Here is a 13,871-nt window from a genome sequence, read left to right as displayed (position 1 = left end):
GACCGAGCGGAGATATGAACGGTCGCATCTTTCAGCTCATCGGCGCCGGCCTGCTCTGCATGGCCGGCGCTGTCTTTGCGGGCGAGCCGCAAGGAGAGGCCGGAGCCAATCCGAACCCGATCCACCTCATACGTCCGCGCCCTGCCCCGCTCTCTGCCATGGCGCAGCTCGGCCGGCAGATCTTCCACGATGCCTCGCTTTCCTCATCGGGCGCGCTGTCATGCGCGTCCTGTCACAGTCCGGACCACGCTTATGGGCCGCCGAACGACGGTCCAGTCATGCTCGGCGGCGCAACCCTGTCGCAACAGGGCGCCCGTGCCGTTCCATCACTGACCTATCTCGAGCGTCAGCCGAATTTCAGCATCGGGCCCGACAAGGGCGACGACGAGAACGTCATCGACCTCGCGCAGATGGCGGCGACTGCGAAGCAGGCGCCACGCGCCAAGAAAATCGCGACACAGACCGCGGCTTCAGCAGCGAATATCGTGCCGCAAGGCGGCCTGTTCTGGGACGGCCGCGCCGACACGCTGCAGGATCAGGCGCTGTTTCCGCTGCTGGACCGGCGTGAGATGGACGGCGGCAGCATTGAAACCGTCGCTGGCAAGCTCCGCCACGCCTCCTACGCCGACAGCTTCGTCGGCCTGTTCGGGGCCAACATCTTCAGCAATCCGCGTCTATTGGTCTCCGAGGCGATGTTCGCTGTGGCACGCTACCAGCTCGAAGAGCCGAGCTTCCATCCCTACAGCAGCAAGTTCGATTACTGGCTGGAAGGCAAGGCACAGCTGAGCCCGAGCGAGTTGCGCGGCCTGCAATTGTTCGACGATCCGGACAAGGCCAATTGCGCCGGCTGCCATCCATCGAGCCCTACTCGCGATGGCCTGCTTCCGCTGTTCACCGACCATCAGTATGAGGCACTCGGCGCCCCACGCAATGCTGCGCTGGCCGACAACCGTGATCCCAACTATTTTGATCTCGGCGCCTGCGGTCCGCAACGCACCGACATCGCCGACCAGACGCAGTATTGCGGCATGTTCAAGACGCCGACCTTGCGCAACGCGGCGACCCGCCGCGCCTTCTTCCACAACGGCGTCTTCCGCAGCCTGCAGCAGGTGCTCGATTTCTATAACTTCCGCGACACCAGCCCGGAGAAGGTCTATCCGCACACCACAGACGGCAGGGTACAAAAATACGACGACCTGCCCGCCAAATATCGCGCCAATGTCGACGTCAGCGATCCACCGTTCGATCGCAAGCTGGGCGAGACTCCTGCGATGACGGCACAGGACGAAGCCGACATCATCGCGTTCCTGAACACATTGACCGACGGCTACCAGCCGAAGCCTTGAGCTGTGTTCGACACCAAGCGCGGGCAGGTTCCGAGAAGCAATCCAGGACGTATCAAGAGCTGGATTGCTTCGTCGTTTCGCTCCTCGCAATGACGGCGATGACCGAAGGGCGTGAACTTGCGCCTATGACGGGCGCTTGCGCTTGTGCGCGAACGGATTGGCCTTCTCGCGGAGGGTGATGCGCACCGGGGTGCCCGGGAGCTCAAAGGTCTCCCGCAGCGAGTTGGTGAGATAGCGCAGATAGGATTGCGGGATGGCGTCCGCACGCGAGCAGAACAGCACGAAGCTCGGCGGCCGTGCCTTGGTCTGGGTGATGTAGTTCAGCTTCAGCCGCCGGCCCGAGACCGCCGGGGGCGGATTGGCAGCAATCGCCTGCTCGAACCAGCGATTGAGCGCCGAGGTCGGCACGCGCTTGTTCCAGACCGCATAGGCCTTGACGATGGCTTCCATCAGCCGGTCGATGCCTTCGCCCATCAGGCCCGACACGGCCACGATCGGCACGCCGGAAACCTGCGGCAGCCAATGATCGGCATCGCTGCGCAAGGCGGAGATCTGGCCGGGCTTGCCGTCCATCAGATCCCATTTGTTGACGGCGATCACCAGCGCGCGGCCCTCGCGCTCGATCAGGTCGGCGATGCGCAGATCCTGCTCCTCGAAGCGGTTCTGCGCATCCATCATCAGGACGACGACCTCGGCGAAGCGCACCGCACGGAGCGCATCCGCGACCGACAGCTTCTCCAGCTTCTCCTCGATGCGCGAGCGGCGGCGCAGCCCTGCGGTGTCGAAGAGGCGGAAGCCACGGCCCTTCCAGTCGATCTCGACCGCGATGGAATCGCGGGTCGTGCCAGCCTCCGGGCTGGTGAGCAGCCGCTCCTCGCCGAGCAGATGATTGATCAGCGTCGATTTGCCGGCATTGGGACGGCCGACGATGGCGACGCGGATCGGCCGTCCCGCGCGCTCCTCGTCGGTCTCCTCGCGCTCGTCCGCGTCGTCAGGCTCGGCCGGCACCAGCTCGCTCACGGCGTCATAGAGCTCGCCCATGCCCTCGCCATGCTCGGCCGAGATCTGAATCGGATCGCCGAGGCCGAGCGCATAGGACTCCATCGCGCCGAGTTCCCCATGCTTGCCCTCGCTCTTGTTGGCGAGCAGCAGCACCGGCTTGTTGGCGCGGCGGGCAAAATCAGCAAAGGCGCGATCGGTCGGGGTCAGGCCGACGCGGGCGTCGATGACGAAGAACAGCGCGTCCGCCAGCTTGATCGCCGTCTCCGTCTGCTCCTGCATGCGCGCCGTCAGCGAGCCCTTGACGCCTTCGTCCAGGCCGGCGGTATCGATCACCGTGAAGGCGAGATCGCCGAGACGCGCCTCGCCCTCGCGACGGTCACGCGTGACACCGGGCAGGTCGTCGACCAGCGCCAGCTTCTGCCCAACCAGGCGGTTGAACAGGGTCGACTTGCCGACATTGGGCCGGCCGATAATGGCGATCGTGAACATGGTGATCCAATGCGCGTCCAGCGCGTCCAGGCGCAAGCTCTAGCGCATTCGGCCGGAAAACCGAAACAGCGGGCAGGAAAGCTTCGCGAATTGAATTAACGGCCGAAGGAGCCGCTCGGCATCGGCGCCGGGAAACCTGCGCCGGACGAGCTGGACTGCTGCGGCTGAGTGGTCGTGGTGTCGTCCGGCGGCGGCGCGGTGGTGCGGCGGCGGGCAATCTTCTTCGGCTTGGGCGCGGGAGGAATGGCCGCGGCGCCCTCCTCGACCGCGGCGGCCTCGCCGTCCTGCGGCGGCTGCTCGGCGGCCGGCGCCGCAGCGGCCTGCTTGCCCTTCTTGCCCTTCTTTCCCTTGGGCTCTTCGGTAGGCGGAGGCACGGGCTGGGCCGCGGCCGCCGCCTGCGCCGCCGCATCGTCCTGCTGCTGAGCGCCCTTGTAGAGATCCTTGGGGACGCCCTGTTCGAGCCCGGGCACGCCCTCCGGAAACACCGGCTTGCGGTCACCCGGCAGCTTCTTCTTTGTGTCGAGGAAGTCGAGCAGATCGCTCGGATCGAAACTGCTCAAGCCGCCGGCGCAGCCGCCGAGGAGCCCCGACAGCGCGATCAGGACCGTAGCAGCAATCAGGCGTTGGTGGCGGCGCATGGTCGGTCCCCCCGTCAAACGTGAAGTCTTGCCGTCAGCGCTTCAGCTTTTCGCCACCGGCGGCAGCAAAGCCTGCAGCGCTTCCGCACGCGAGCGCAGGCCCGGCGGCGTCTCGCCGTCCAACGCGATCATGTCGAGCCACTGCCGCGCCGCGGCTGCATCATTGGCGCGCCAGGCGGACAAGGCCAATAGCTCCCGGGCTGCATGGCGGAAGGCGGCGCCGGGCCCGGCCTCGGCTTCCAGGCGCTGCTTAATGTCCTGGTAGCCCGCGGTATCGACGATCAAGCCAGCGGCGCGCAGGCGCGCCAGGGCCTGCTGTCCGGCGCCGATGCTGCGATCGGCTGCCAGTTCGTCATAAAGCTTCACCGCGGCCTGCTTGTCGCGGGTCGCGACCTCGGCTGCCTGCCGGAACCGGGCCAGCATACGATAGCCAGCAGGCGCCCTGGCGGCGAGGTCGGCAAAGGCCTTCTCCGCCTCGGCATGCTTGCCCTGGTCGGACAGCTCGACGGCCTTGTTGAAGGCGGAGCCGGCTTCAGCCGCCTTTTGGCCCTCGACGTACTGATACGCACGCCAGCCGCCGACGGCAGCGATGATCAGGAGCGCAACCGCAATGATGAATAACGAATAGCGGTCCCACAGCCGCTTGAGCTGATCGCGGCGGACCTCCTCGTCTACTTCATCAAAGAATTCAGACACTTAACGATGTCCCATGGTATCTGCTGTGAGCCGCTTCAGGCGCGGTATCAGGTGCCGGCAAGCGCCCGTCCCCGATATGCGGCGCGGATAGCGCGCCGATATGGCGGAGGCAAGGCCGGCCTCGCGGAATCAAGAGCTTAATACCGGCCGCTTCGGTCCCGCCGGAACGCGGCTATCATGCCACCACGGCTTCGCGCAACTGCCTTTCTGATGACCCTGCTCCTGGATCGCCCGGCACGGCCAAAGGCTGCTCTTCGAGGCTGGCTTTCTGGTGCCGGTTCTCAGGTCTTGGCCTTCATCTCGTAGACATGTTCGGCCGCCGGAAACGCGCGCGAGCGGACATCCGCGGCATAGGCCGCAACGGCCTTCTCGATTGCGGGTCCCAGGTTGCCGTAGCGGCGGACGAATTTCGGCACCTTCGGAGACAATCCGAGCATGTCTTCCAGCACCAGCACCTGGCCGTCGCAGGCGGCGCTGGCGCCAATGCCGATGGTTGGAATGGTGACCTCCTGCGTGATCTTGCGCGCCAGTGGTTCGGCGACGGCCTCGATCACCATCGAGAAGGCGCCGGCTTCCGCGATCGCGCGCGCGTCGGTCTCGATCGGCGCCCAGCTTTCCGCCTCACGCCCCTGCGCGCGGAAGCTGCCGAGCGTGTTGATCGATTGCGGCGTCAGCCCGATGTGCCCCATCACCGGAATGCCACGCTCGGTCAGAAAGCGCACCGTCTCGGCCATCCGCACGCCACCCTCGAGCTTGACCGCGCCGCATTGGGTCTCCTTCAAGATTCTCGCAGCCGAATGAAACGCCTGTTCCTTGCCGGCCTCATAGGAGCCGAACGGCATATCCACCACGACCAGTGCCTGGCGGGAGCCGCGCATGACCGCGCTCCCCTGCAGGACCATCATGTCGAGCGTGACCGGCACCGTGGTCTCGAACCCATGCATCACGTTGCCGAGCGAATCCCCGACCAGGATCACGTCGCAATGCCGATCGACCATTGCCGCCGTGTGCGCATGGTAGGAGGTGAGCATGACGATCGGCTCACCACCCTTTCGGGCACGGATATCGGGAGCCGTCTTGCGCCTGATCGTCGATTGAACGGACATCGTCAGCCCCCCATCACAGGAATGCCAAGCACGACCGGGTGGAAGGCGAAGGTCAGCGCCAGATAGGCGATGACGCCGACCACGACCGCAATCAGGTCGTTGCCGATGCCGCCGACCGGAATCGGCGGAGCCCCCGGATCGGCACGCCGCTTCAGCGAGATGCGATCGTAGACCGCCCAGGCCAGGATGGAACCGAACAGGATGATGCCGCCGAGATCGCCATTGGCAAGCAGATGGCCGAACGCCCACAGCTTCACGCCGGCCAGCATCGGATGTTTCACGGTCTTGTAAATGCGGCCCCGGAGATAGGACGCGACGACCAGGATGACGGCCGGCAGCATCAGGGCGATGTTCAGATGTTTCAGCGCCTTCGGCGGGGTCCAGACCTGGATCCATTCGCCGGAGGACCGGTAATGGGCAAAGCCCCAGACGATTAGGGCGAGGCCGGCGAGCGCGACCACGCTGTAGGCGATCTTGTAGGTCCCCTCGCCCATCGACGCGATAACGCGCGCCCGCGCCTCGCGCCTGCTCGTGAACACATGCGCTCCAAGAAAGAGCACCAGCCCCACCACCATCAGCAGAAGTCCCACGATACGCTCCCCTTCACACGCTGCGACGGAACCGAGGTATCATTTTGGAGGGCGGGCTCGCAATGCGGCAAGGCGTGGCTCAGCCAAGCCCGTCATTCCGGGGCGCGCCGTAGGCGCGAACCCGGGATCCCGATGTTGTTACAAAGAATCCAAACCGATCTCGGGATTCCGGGTTCGCACGCGTTGCGTGCGCCTCGGAATGACGGGGTGTGGGATGGCCGCGCGCGTGCGCGCTATTGCTTGTCCGACGTCTTGCCGAGATCGCGGTTGTCGACATAGCGGATTGCGATCGGACGGCCTGCGAGCGCCCCGCCGAGGCTGGATGTGAACTTCAGCGGCAGACAGGACTGCAGCGATGCGTTGATCGCGTTCAGATAGGTGTTGCGCGTGTCGGCGGAGACGCCTGACGTTGCGTAGGTCAGCCGCGGCGAGCCGATCATCTCGCCATCCTTCTTGAAGCTGAAGCGCACGGTCATCTGCATGCCCTCGCGCGCAGCATCCGAAGCCGGCGGCGTCCAGCAGGACCTGAGCGCCGCGAACAGGTCGCCGATAGTGTCGAGATCATGGTCGGGCTTTTGGTACTTTGCCGCCTGATCCTTTGGTGGCACGCTCTGCACCGTGACCTGGAGATTCTCCCCATATGGGTAGTCCATCTCCGGAAAGCACGGCCAAGGGCCAAACACGCCGCAATAGGACGGCGTGCACGGCCCTTCGTCGAGCACGCTGCAGGGCGTGTGCGCAAACGGCACCGGATTGGTCTGGCGATCGCGCGCCTGCGCGGCCGGGATTGCGGGCAGCAGAAGCAGGAGAATCAGACTGACACGCAGCATGGATGGCACCAAGGAGCTGATAGCAACAAGGTGGGCCCGGCAACCACCAACACAAGGCCAATCCGGTTCACGTCTGCGCGTTCCCATCTGCGCACGGCCCCTCGCCCCCCTCGACCCTTGCGCCGGAACTTGGTTAGATCGCGGCAGCAGCGACCTCAAGACGGACGACATATGAACCAGCCGCAACGCCAGACCGTGATCAACGTCATCAATCCCAACATGACGGAGACGATGACCAAGCTGATCGCCAAGGCCGCGCAGGCCAGCGCGAGTCCCGCGACGCGCATCGTCGGCCGCACCGCGCGCTTCGGCGCGGCCTCGATCGAGGGACATTATGACGAGGCGCTGGCAACCATCGGCATGCTGAAGGAGGTTGCCGAAGGCGACGAAGCCGGGGCCGACGCCCACGTGATCGCCTGCTTCGGCGATCCCGGCCTGCTCGCGGCCCGCGAGCTTTCCGCGGCGCCCGTGCTCGGCATCGCCGAGGCCGCCATGCACGCGGCAAGCTTCATCGCGACGCGCTTCAGCATCGTCACCACGCTGTCGCGCACCAAGGTGATTGCCGAGCATCTGGTGCGCAACTATGGCATGGAGCACATCTGCCGCAAGGTGCGCGCCGTCGATGTCGCCGTGCTCGACCTGGACAAGCCGGAGGCCAATGTGCGTGGCGTTCTGCTCGGCGAATGCCGCGATGCCCTACGCGACGATGGGGTCGGCGCCATCGTGCTGGGCTGCGCCGGAATGGCCGATCTTGCGCAGGATCTGTCAGCCGAGCTCGGCATTCCTGTCATCGACGGCGTCGCCGCCGCGGTGCGCTTTGCCGAGGCGCTGGTCGGGCTGGGCTTGAAGACCTCCAAGCACGGCGATCTGGCTTTTCCGCTGCCGAAGGCGCGCCCACCGCTCTGAGACCTCGTGAATCGCCTGCCCACCCGGGCAGTTCCGAAACGGCCGTCGACGCTCCACATTGAGTCCAGCCATTTTGGAGCGTCCCATGTCCGATCTGTCAGCCCTCGCCTCGCTCTCGTCAGCCCTCACCGCGACTGTCGCGCAAGCCGCACCTGCGGTCGTCTCCGTCCACTCCCATCGCGCACGCGCGACCGGCTTTCTCTGGAAGCCCGGCCTCATCGTCACCGCCGACGAGGGGCTGGCCGACGAAGGCGAGATCGCGCTGATGTTTGCTGATGGCAGCACACGACCGGCCACAGTCGCCGGTCGCGATCACACCACCGACATTGCCCTGCTCCGGTACGACGCCATTGCCGGGGGCGCGACCCGCCTCACTGGCGAGCTCCCGGCGCTGGGATCGCTCGCGGTCGTGGCTGCGGCCGATCACGGCGCGCCGACCGCGGCGCTCGCAATGATCTCGAAATCCACCGGACCCTGGCGCAGCTTGCGCGGCGGGGAGATCGACGCGCGGATCGAGCTCGACACCCGGCTGCGCCACAGCCAGGAAGGCGGCCTGGTGTTGAGCGCCGAGGGCAAGGCGATCGGCATGGCGGTGATGGGCCCACGCCGGACGCTGGTCATCCCCGCGGCCACGATCGAACGCGTCGCGGGCAGGCTCGAGAGCCACGGCCGGATCGCGCGCGGCTATCTCGGTGTCGGCCTGCAGCCGGTGAAGCTCGACGATGGTGTCGGCGCGATGGTGATGAGCATCGACAAGAACGGACCGGCCGCTGCCGCCGGCCTGCGCCAGGGCGACGTCATCACCGCCCTCAACAATCAGACCTTCAGCGGCATGCGCGCGCTGATGCGCGAGCTCGGCCCGGCCAGTGTGGGTGCCGTGGTCGATGTGGCGGGCTTGCGCGGCGGCGAGCCGATCCGCCTCGCGCTGACCATCGGCGAAAGGCCGGCCGCGTGACGGCGGAGACGACTGCACCGATCGTGGTCGCGATCGAACTCGACGATCCCGACCTCGCGGATCGGCTTGCCGCGCTGCTCGGGACTGTCAGTGGCCTCCGCCTGGCGGCGCCAGGCGAGCGCGCGGATGTCGTCGTCGTCACGCCCGAACCCGCCACGCGTGGCGCGGGGGACGGCTTTCAGCTGACCGCGCGCGAGCGCGACGTGCTGGCCTTGCTCGCCGAAGGCGCCTCCAACAAGGAGATCGCCCGCAGCCTTGGGATTTCCGTGCACACGGCCAAATTCCACGTCGGCTCGCTGTTGGACAAGCTCGACGCCACCGGCCGCACCGACGCGGTGGCGCACGCCGCGCGGCACGGGATCATCAATCTGTAGAGCGGAAGCAGGCGTGAAGTCGTAGACCAACGAAAAGAGGGTTGTGATCTCGACCGCAGGTGCACCCTCTCCCCTTGTGGGAAAGGGTGGCTGCGCGTAGCGCAGACGGGTGAGGGGTTCTAGCCACGATCACATTTGATCACGATCCGGGACGAACCCCTCACCCAACCGAGATCGTGGCGGACCGCGGAGATGCCCTCTCCCACAAGGAGGGCTTTGCGCAAATGCGGCATTGTGATTCGATGATTCTATCGTGAATCGGGGCGATAATCATGGTCGAGCGCAGTGTCGGTCAGATGAGCTTGGCGGATGGTCTGGTTCGGACACCGCGAAACAGCATTCTCGATGAAGTGGGAGCAGTCGTGGATTGGGCGCCGCTGCGCTCGTTGCTCGGCAAGCGGGGTGGCGATGGCGCCGGTAACAGCAGCTATCCGGCGGAGGTGTTGTTGCGTTGTCTGCTCGTCGGTATCTGGCACAATCTGTCCGATCCGGCGCTGGAAGCTGCCATCGCGGACCGGCTGTCGTTCCGTCGCTTTGTGGGCCTCAGTCTGCACGATCGGACGCCCGATCACACCACGCTGTGGAGGTTTAGGCAGGAACTCGCCAAGGACGGACTGATCGAGAAAATCTTCGAGGAGATCAACCGTCAGTTCGAGGCCAAGCGGCTGATCCTCAAGCAAGGCACCCTGGTGGATGCTTCATTGATTCCTGCGCGAGCCAAGCCACCCCGGAAGGCATCTGCCGAAACGGAGGAGACAGCGCCCCCCAAGCGATCTGCCGATCCGGGGGCGAAGTGGGGCAGAAAAGGCAGAAAGAGCGTGTTCGGCTATAAGATCCACACAGGCGTGGATGTTGGTCACACCATCATTCGCCGCATCCATATGACGGATGCCTCGGTTACCGACACCGAGCCCGCGGATCAATTGTTCTGCGGTGATGAGAAAGCGGTCTACGGCGATCAAGCCTACTACACACATCCCCGGCATGCTCGTCTAAAGGAAGCCGGCATCAAGGACCGCTTGATGCATCGCCCCAACAAGCATCATGCTCTCGCGCCTCGACAAAAACAGCGCAACAAGTTGATCGCAAAGGTGCGCGCAGCTGTCGAACGCCCCTATGCCGTGCTCAAAGAACAATACGGGCTGCGACGCATGCGCTTCTTCAACTACGAACGCAACCAGGTCCAGGTCGTGCTCGCCTGCTGTGCCTACAATCTGCGTCGCGTCGCAGGTGTCCTGTCCGCCTCACGGGAGAAGTGCGTTTGCGCTTGAAAAAAATGGGGATAAGTGAGCAGAACGTTGCCTATGGCCGCCGGCCTCCGCCAAATGGCAATGGTCGGCAACTCTTAAAAAAGCCCGGGGAGCTCGATCACCTCCGCTCGCCGATTGCGCAAAGCCCTCACAAGGGGAGAGGGCGCATCGACGGGCACTGAGCGCGCGGCAAAAACATCTCCACCTCTGACATTGTGGGCGCAGGCAAAAGCTCATACGGCGCGCGCCGACGGCAACTACCTGCGCAGACTGCCCGTCACCCTGGGCAACAGGGCGGTCGCCAGCATCCGATAGCCGTCGGGGGTCAGGTGCACGCCATCCATCTGATGCGGCAAGCCGCGAAGCATCCCGTTCTCGACCATCACCACCTTGATGTGGTGCTGCGAGGCCTTGGCCAGAATGGCGCTGACGTTGCCGGCGCGCTGATCGCCGACGCCTTTGCGAAAATCATTCCCGCCGGGTTGCAACAGCAGGACGCGGGTGGATCCATCAACCGCTCCGTCGAAGCGGGACAACATGCCGGCCGTGGTATCACCGTTGACACCGGCATTGGTCACGCTGACACGAAGACCCTTGGCATGGAGCATTGCCTCGAGCTGGGCCGGAAAGTCCTCGCCACGATTGACGCCTTTGCCGTAGGTATTACTGGCGCCAAGGGCTACAACCTCCGCGGCTTGCGCCGCTCCGATCGTTCCGGACGCGAAGCAACACGCAGCGAACAGTGCGGCCGCCTGTCGCCGGACCTGACGGCCAAAAGATCCCGCTGGCATTCTCCCCTCCCCCCACTTCTTGTGAAAGGGAGCGTAGCTCAACGGCGGTCCGACGAAAAGCACGCGGCATGGATTCCGGGCTCATCGCTTCGCGATGCCCCGGAATGACGAAGAGAGTAGCGGGCGGCTAGGCCTTCTTCTTCACGTCCTTGACGTTGGAGAAGGTGATGCCCTCGGCGCGCTCCTTGGTGTAGCCGAGATAGAACTCGTTCTTGGCCAGGAATACCGGATCGCCATCGACGTCGTCGGCGACGCCGGAGCCGTTGGCGGCGATGAACGCCTCCAGCTTCTTCCTGTCGTCAGAGGAGATCCAGCGCGCGAGCGAGAATTCGGACACCTCGAATTCGACCGGCAGCGAATATTCGGCATCGAGCCGCGCCTTCAGCACATCGAGCTGCAGCGGTCCAACCACGCCGACCAGGGCCGGTGCGCCGTCGCGCGGCCGGAACACCTGCACGACGCCCTCTTCCGACATCTGCTGCAGAGCTTCCTTCAGCTTCTTCGCCTTCATCGCGTCGGTGAGCCGGACACGGCGGACGATTTCCGGAGCGAAGCTCGGCACACCGACGAAGGTCAGCTCCTCGCCCTCGGTCAGCGTGTCGCCGATGCGCAAGGAACCGTGGTTGGGAATGCCGACGACATCGCCGGCGAAGGCCTCGTCGGCAACCGAGCGATCCTGGGCGAAGAAGAATTGCGGGCTCGACAGCGGCATCGTCTTGCCGGTGCGCACCAGCTTCGCCTTCATGCCACGGCTGAGCTTGCCCGAACAGAGTCGCGCAAAGGCGATGCGGTCGCGGTGGTTCGGGTCCATGTTCGCCTGGATCTTGAACACGAACGCGCTCATGCGCGGCTCGGCGGCGTCGACTTTGCGCAGGTCGGAATCCTGGGCCCGCGGGGACGGCGCGTAGCGGCCGAGGCCTTCGAGCAGATCGCCGACGCCGAAATTGCGCAGCGCGCTGCCGAAATAGACCGGCGTCAGATGACCCTCGCGGAACGCGTCGAGCTCGAATGGCTTGCAGGCTTCCCTCACCAGCTCGAGCTCGTCCCTGATCTGGCCGATGTCGAGATTGGCGTTGATCTTGGCGAGCTCTGAGATCTCGATCTGCTGGGCGGCGCCGGTCTTGGCGCCGCCGCCTTCGAGCAGGCGCACGCCGCCGTCGCGGATGTCATAGGTGCCGACGAAGTCGCGACCGCGACCCACCGGCCAGGTCATCGGGGTGGTGTCGAGCGCCAGCGTCTTCTCGATCTCGTCCATCAGCTCGAAAGTGTCGCGGCTCTCGCGGTCCATCTTGTTGATGAAGGTGATGATCGGAATGTCACGCAGGCGGCAGACCTCGAACAGCTTGCGCGTGCGCGCCTCGATGCCCTTGGCGGCGTCGATCACCATGACGGCGGAGTCGACTGCGGTCAGCGTCCGATAGGTGTCTTCTGAAAAGTCCTCGTGGCCCGGCGTGTCCAACAGATTGAAGACGAGCCCCTCGAACTCGAAGGTCATCACCGAGGTGACCACGGAGATGCCGCGCTCGCGCTCGATCTTCATCCAGTCCGAGCGGGTGTTGCGGCGCTCGCCCTTGGCCTTGACCTGCCCGGCGAGATTGATGGCGCCGCCGAACAGCAGCAGCTTTTCGGTCAACGTGGTCTTGCCGGCGTCCGGATGCGAGATGATGGCAAAGGTGCGCCGGCGCGCCACCTCGTCGGAGAGCGGCGAGCGGATCGGGCTTTCGGTCGTGACGGCAATATCGGACATGAGGCGGCAAGCGTCTTTGAAGCGTCGGACGTGATGTGTGACGGGAAAGCGCGCCGGATCACGGTCGCAGCGCACCCCTCATATAGGGGTTTTGCACCGCAACTCCAACCGGCGAAATGCGGGCCGCCGGGCCCGGGGATCAGTGCCGCAGCACCGAAACCAGCCAATAGGCCAGCGCTGCGACCAATGCCGAGGCCGGGATCGTGAAGATCCAGGCGTAGACGATCGATCCGGCCACGTTCCAGCGGACGGCCGAGGCCCGCCGGGCGGCGCCCACCCCGACGATGGCGCCGGTAATAGTGTGGGTGGTCGACACCGGCACGCCGAGCGCGGTTGCCATGAACAGCGTGATCGCGCCCCCGGTCTCGGCGCAGAAGCCCTGCATCGGGGTCAGCTTGGTGATGCGCAGGCCCATCGTCCGCACGATCCGCCATCCACCCATCAGGGTGCCCAGCGCCATCGCCGCCTGGCACGACAGCACGACCCAGAATGGAACGCCAAAATCGCCGCCGAGATGTCCCTGCGAATAGAGCAGCACGGCAATGATGCCCATGGTCTTCTGCGCGTCATTGCCGCCATGGCCCAGCGAATAGAGCGAGGCCGAGGCGAATTGCAGGATCCGAAAGGCCCGGTCGACCGCAAAGGGGGTCGAGCGCACCGATGCCCAGGAGACGATCGCAACCAGGATCATCGCCAGGATCAGCCCGAGCAGCGGCGACAGCACGATCGCAAGCACCGTCTTCGACAGACCGCTCCAGACGGTGGCCGCCAGACCCGCCTTGGCCACCCCTGCCCCGACCAGGCCGCCGATCAAAGCATGCGAACTGGACGACGGAATGCCGGCCGCCCAGGTGATCAGGTTCCAGGCGATGGCGCCGAGCAGCGCGGCAAAGATCACCTGCGCATCGACGATTGAAGGGTCGATGATGCCGGTGCCAATGGTCTGGGCGACGTGCAGGCCGAACACGCCGAACGCGATGAAGTTGAAAAAGGCGGCCCAGAACACCGCATATTGCGGCCGCAACACCCTGGTCGAGACGATGGTCGCGATCGAGTTGGCGGCATCATGCAGACCGTTCAGAAAATCGAAGGCGAGCGCGACCGCGATCAGTCCGACCAGGACCGGAAGAGCCAGAGGAGCATCCATAACG

At 65.2% G+C, this 13,871-nt stretch carries 14 protein-coding genes; 5 read left to right on the top strand and 9 right to left on the bottom strand.

All coding sequences use genetic code 11. The features are described from left to right. The first annotated feature begins 14 nt into the window (after nucleotides 1-14). Complete coding sequence (locus tag ACQR1W_RS00185; RefSeq protein WP_434848943.1) at nucleotides 15-1,346, top strand: cytochrome-c peroxidase; 1,332 nt, start codon at nucleotides 15-17, stop codon at nucleotides 1,344-1,346. 123 nt (nucleotides 1,347-1,469) lie between these two features. Here ACQR1W_RS00185 and der read toward each other — a convergent pair whose 3' ends face one another. The 6 genes from der to ACQR1W_RS00155 all read right to left on the bottom strand — a co-directional run bounded on the left by der (nucleotide 1,470) and on the right by ACQR1W_RS00155 (nucleotide 6,697). Beyond that, nucleotides 1,470-2,837 carry a ribosome biogenesis GTPase Der gene (gene der, locus ACQR1W_RS00180; RefSeq protein ID WP_434849690.1) on the bottom strand — a complete coding sequence of 456 codons (1,368 nt, stop codon included), beginning with the start codon at nucleotides 2,835-2,837 and terminating at the stop codon, nucleotides 1,470-1,472. A 95-nt stretch (nucleotides 2,838-2,932) separates the two neighbouring features. Further along, a complete protein-coding gene (locus tag ACQR1W_RS00175; RefSeq protein WP_434848942.1) occupies nucleotides 2,933-3,475 on the bottom strand; it encodes a hypothetical protein in 543 nt (180 codons plus the stop codon). Between the two features lie 42 nt (nucleotides 3,476-3,517). Then, nucleotides 3,518-4,171 (bottom strand): tetratricopeptide repeat protein, encoded by a 654-nt coding sequence (locus tag ACQR1W_RS00170; protein ID WP_434848941.1) that lies wholly within the window; start codon nucleotides 4,169-4,171, stop codon nucleotides 3,518-3,520. A 281-nt stretch (nucleotides 4,172-4,452) separates the two neighbouring features. After that, nucleotides 4,453-5,277 carry a 3-methyl-2-oxobutanoate hydroxymethyltransferase gene (gene panB, locus ACQR1W_RS00165; RefSeq protein ID WP_434848940.1) on the bottom strand — a complete coding sequence of 275 codons (825 nt, stop codon included), beginning with the start codon at nucleotides 5,275-5,277 and terminating at the stop codon, nucleotides 4,453-4,455. A gap of 2 nt (nucleotides 5,278-5,279) precedes the next feature. Beyond that, a complete protein-coding gene (locus ACQR1W_RS00160; protein ID WP_434848939.1) occupies nucleotides 5,280-5,867 on the bottom strand; it encodes an NnrU family protein in 588 nt (195 codons plus the stop codon). A gap of 233 nt (nucleotides 5,868-6,100) precedes the next feature. After that, on the bottom strand, nucleotides 6,101-6,697 hold the full coding sequence (locus ACQR1W_RS00155; protein WP_434848938.1) for a hypothetical protein: 597 nt from the start codon (nucleotides 6,695-6,697) through the stop codon (nucleotides 6,101-6,103). A 171-nt stretch (nucleotides 6,698-6,868) separates the two neighbouring features. Here ACQR1W_RS00155 and ACQR1W_RS00150 point away from each other — a divergent pair, with 171 nt between their 5' ends. The 4 genes from ACQR1W_RS00150 (at nucleotide 6,869) to ACQR1W_RS00135 (ending at nucleotide 10,203) form a co-directional block, all read left to right on the top strand. After that, nucleotides 6,869-7,603 carry an aspartate/glutamate racemase family protein gene (locus tag ACQR1W_RS00150; RefSeq protein ID WP_434848937.1) on the top strand — a complete coding sequence of 245 codons (735 nt, stop codon included), beginning with the start codon at nucleotides 6,869-6,871 and terminating at the stop codon, nucleotides 7,601-7,603. 85 nt (nucleotides 7,604-7,688) lie between these two features. Continuing rightward, the gene (locus tag ACQR1W_RS00145; protein ID WP_434848936.1) at nucleotides 7,689-8,558 is read left to right on the top strand and encodes a S1C family serine protease; all 870 of its coding nucleotides are present in this window, start codon (nucleotides 7,689-7,691) and stop codon (nucleotides 8,556-8,558) included. Then, a complete protein-coding gene (locus tag ACQR1W_RS00140; RefSeq protein WP_434848935.1) occupies nucleotides 8,555-8,932 on the top strand; it encodes a response regulator transcription factor in 378 nt (125 codons plus the stop codon). The genes ACQR1W_RS00145 and ACQR1W_RS00140 overlap by 4 nt, the downstream gene beginning before the upstream one ends. A 272-nt stretch (nucleotides 8,933-9,204) precedes the next feature. Then, nucleotides 9,205-10,203, top strand: coding sequence for an IS5 family transposase (locus ACQR1W_RS00135; protein ID WP_434848934.1), 999 nt, complete (start codon nucleotides 9,205-9,207; stop codon nucleotides 10,201-10,203). A 236-nt stretch (nucleotides 10,204-10,439) separates the two neighbouring features. Here the strand turns inward: ACQR1W_RS00135 and ACQR1W_RS00130 are convergent, their stop codons facing one another. From ACQR1W_RS00130 to ACQR1W_RS00120, 3 genes are all read right to left on the bottom strand, one after another. After that, the gene (locus ACQR1W_RS00130; RefSeq protein WP_434848933.1) at nucleotides 10,440-11,015 is read right to left on the bottom strand and encodes a GDSL-type esterase/lipase family protein; all 576 of its coding nucleotides are present in this window, start codon (nucleotides 11,013-11,015) and stop codon (nucleotides 10,440-10,442) included. Nucleotides 11,016-11,100: 85 nt separating this feature from the next. Further along, nucleotides 11,101-12,720 carry a peptide chain release factor 3 gene (locus tag ACQR1W_RS00125; protein WP_434848932.1) on the bottom strand — a complete coding sequence of 540 codons (1,620 nt, stop codon included), beginning with the start codon at nucleotides 12,718-12,720 and terminating at the stop codon, nucleotides 11,101-11,103. A 139-nt stretch (nucleotides 12,721-12,859) separates the two neighbouring features. Next, on the bottom strand, nucleotides 12,860-13,867 hold the full coding sequence (locus tag ACQR1W_RS00120; RefSeq protein WP_434848931.1) for an anion permease: 1,008 nt from the start codon (nucleotides 13,865-13,867) through the stop codon (nucleotides 12,860-12,862). Between the last annotated feature and the right edge of the window lie 4 nt (nucleotides 13,868-13,871).

The organism is Bradyrhizobium sp. HKCCYLS1011 (genome assembly GCF_051167795.1).
GTDB lineage: Bacteria > Pseudomonadota > Alphaproteobacteria > Rhizobiales > Xanthobacteraceae > Bradyrhizobium.
Note: the sequence above shows the minus strand (reverse complement) of the source record. Positions and strands in the feature narration are given on the sequence as shown.

Coding starts and splice junctions, on each gene's coding strand:
- ACQR1W_RS00185 (WP_434848943.1), top strand. CDS start 15: ATGAACGGTCGCATCTTTCAGCTCATCGGCGCCGGCCTGCTCTGCATG.
- der (WP_434849690.1), bottom strand. CDS start 2,837: ATGTTCACGATCGCCATTATCGGCCGGCCCAATGTCGGCAAGTCGACC.
- ACQR1W_RS00175 (WP_434848942.1), bottom strand. CDS start 3,475: ATGCGCCGCCACCAACGCCTGATTGCTGCTACGGTCCTGATCGCGCTG.
- panB (WP_434848940.1), bottom strand. CDS start 5,277: ATGTCCGTTCAATCGACGATCAGGCGCAAGACGGCTCCCGATATCCGT.
- ACQR1W_RS00155 (WP_434848938.1), bottom strand. CDS start 6,697: ATGCTGCGTGTCAGTCTGATTCTCCTGCTTCTGCTGCCCGCAATCCCG.
- ACQR1W_RS00150 (WP_434848937.1), top strand. CDS start 6,869: ATGAACCAGCCGCAACGCCAGACCGTGATCAACGTCATCAATCCCAAC.
- ACQR1W_RS00145 (WP_434848936.1), top strand. CDS start 7,689: ATGTCCGATCTGTCAGCCCTCGCCTCGCTCTCGTCAGCCCTCACCGCG.
- ACQR1W_RS00135 (WP_434848934.1), top strand. CDS start 9,205: ATGGTCGAGCGCAGTGTCGGTCAGATGAGCTTGGCGGATGGTCTGGTT.
- ACQR1W_RS00125 (WP_434848932.1), bottom strand. CDS start 12,720: ATGTCCGATATTGCCGTCACGACCGAAAGCCCGATCCGCTCGCCGCTC.
- ACQR1W_RS00120 (WP_434848931.1), bottom strand. CDS start 13,867: ATGGATGCTCCTCTGGCTCTTCCGGTCCTGGTCGGACTGATCGCGGTC.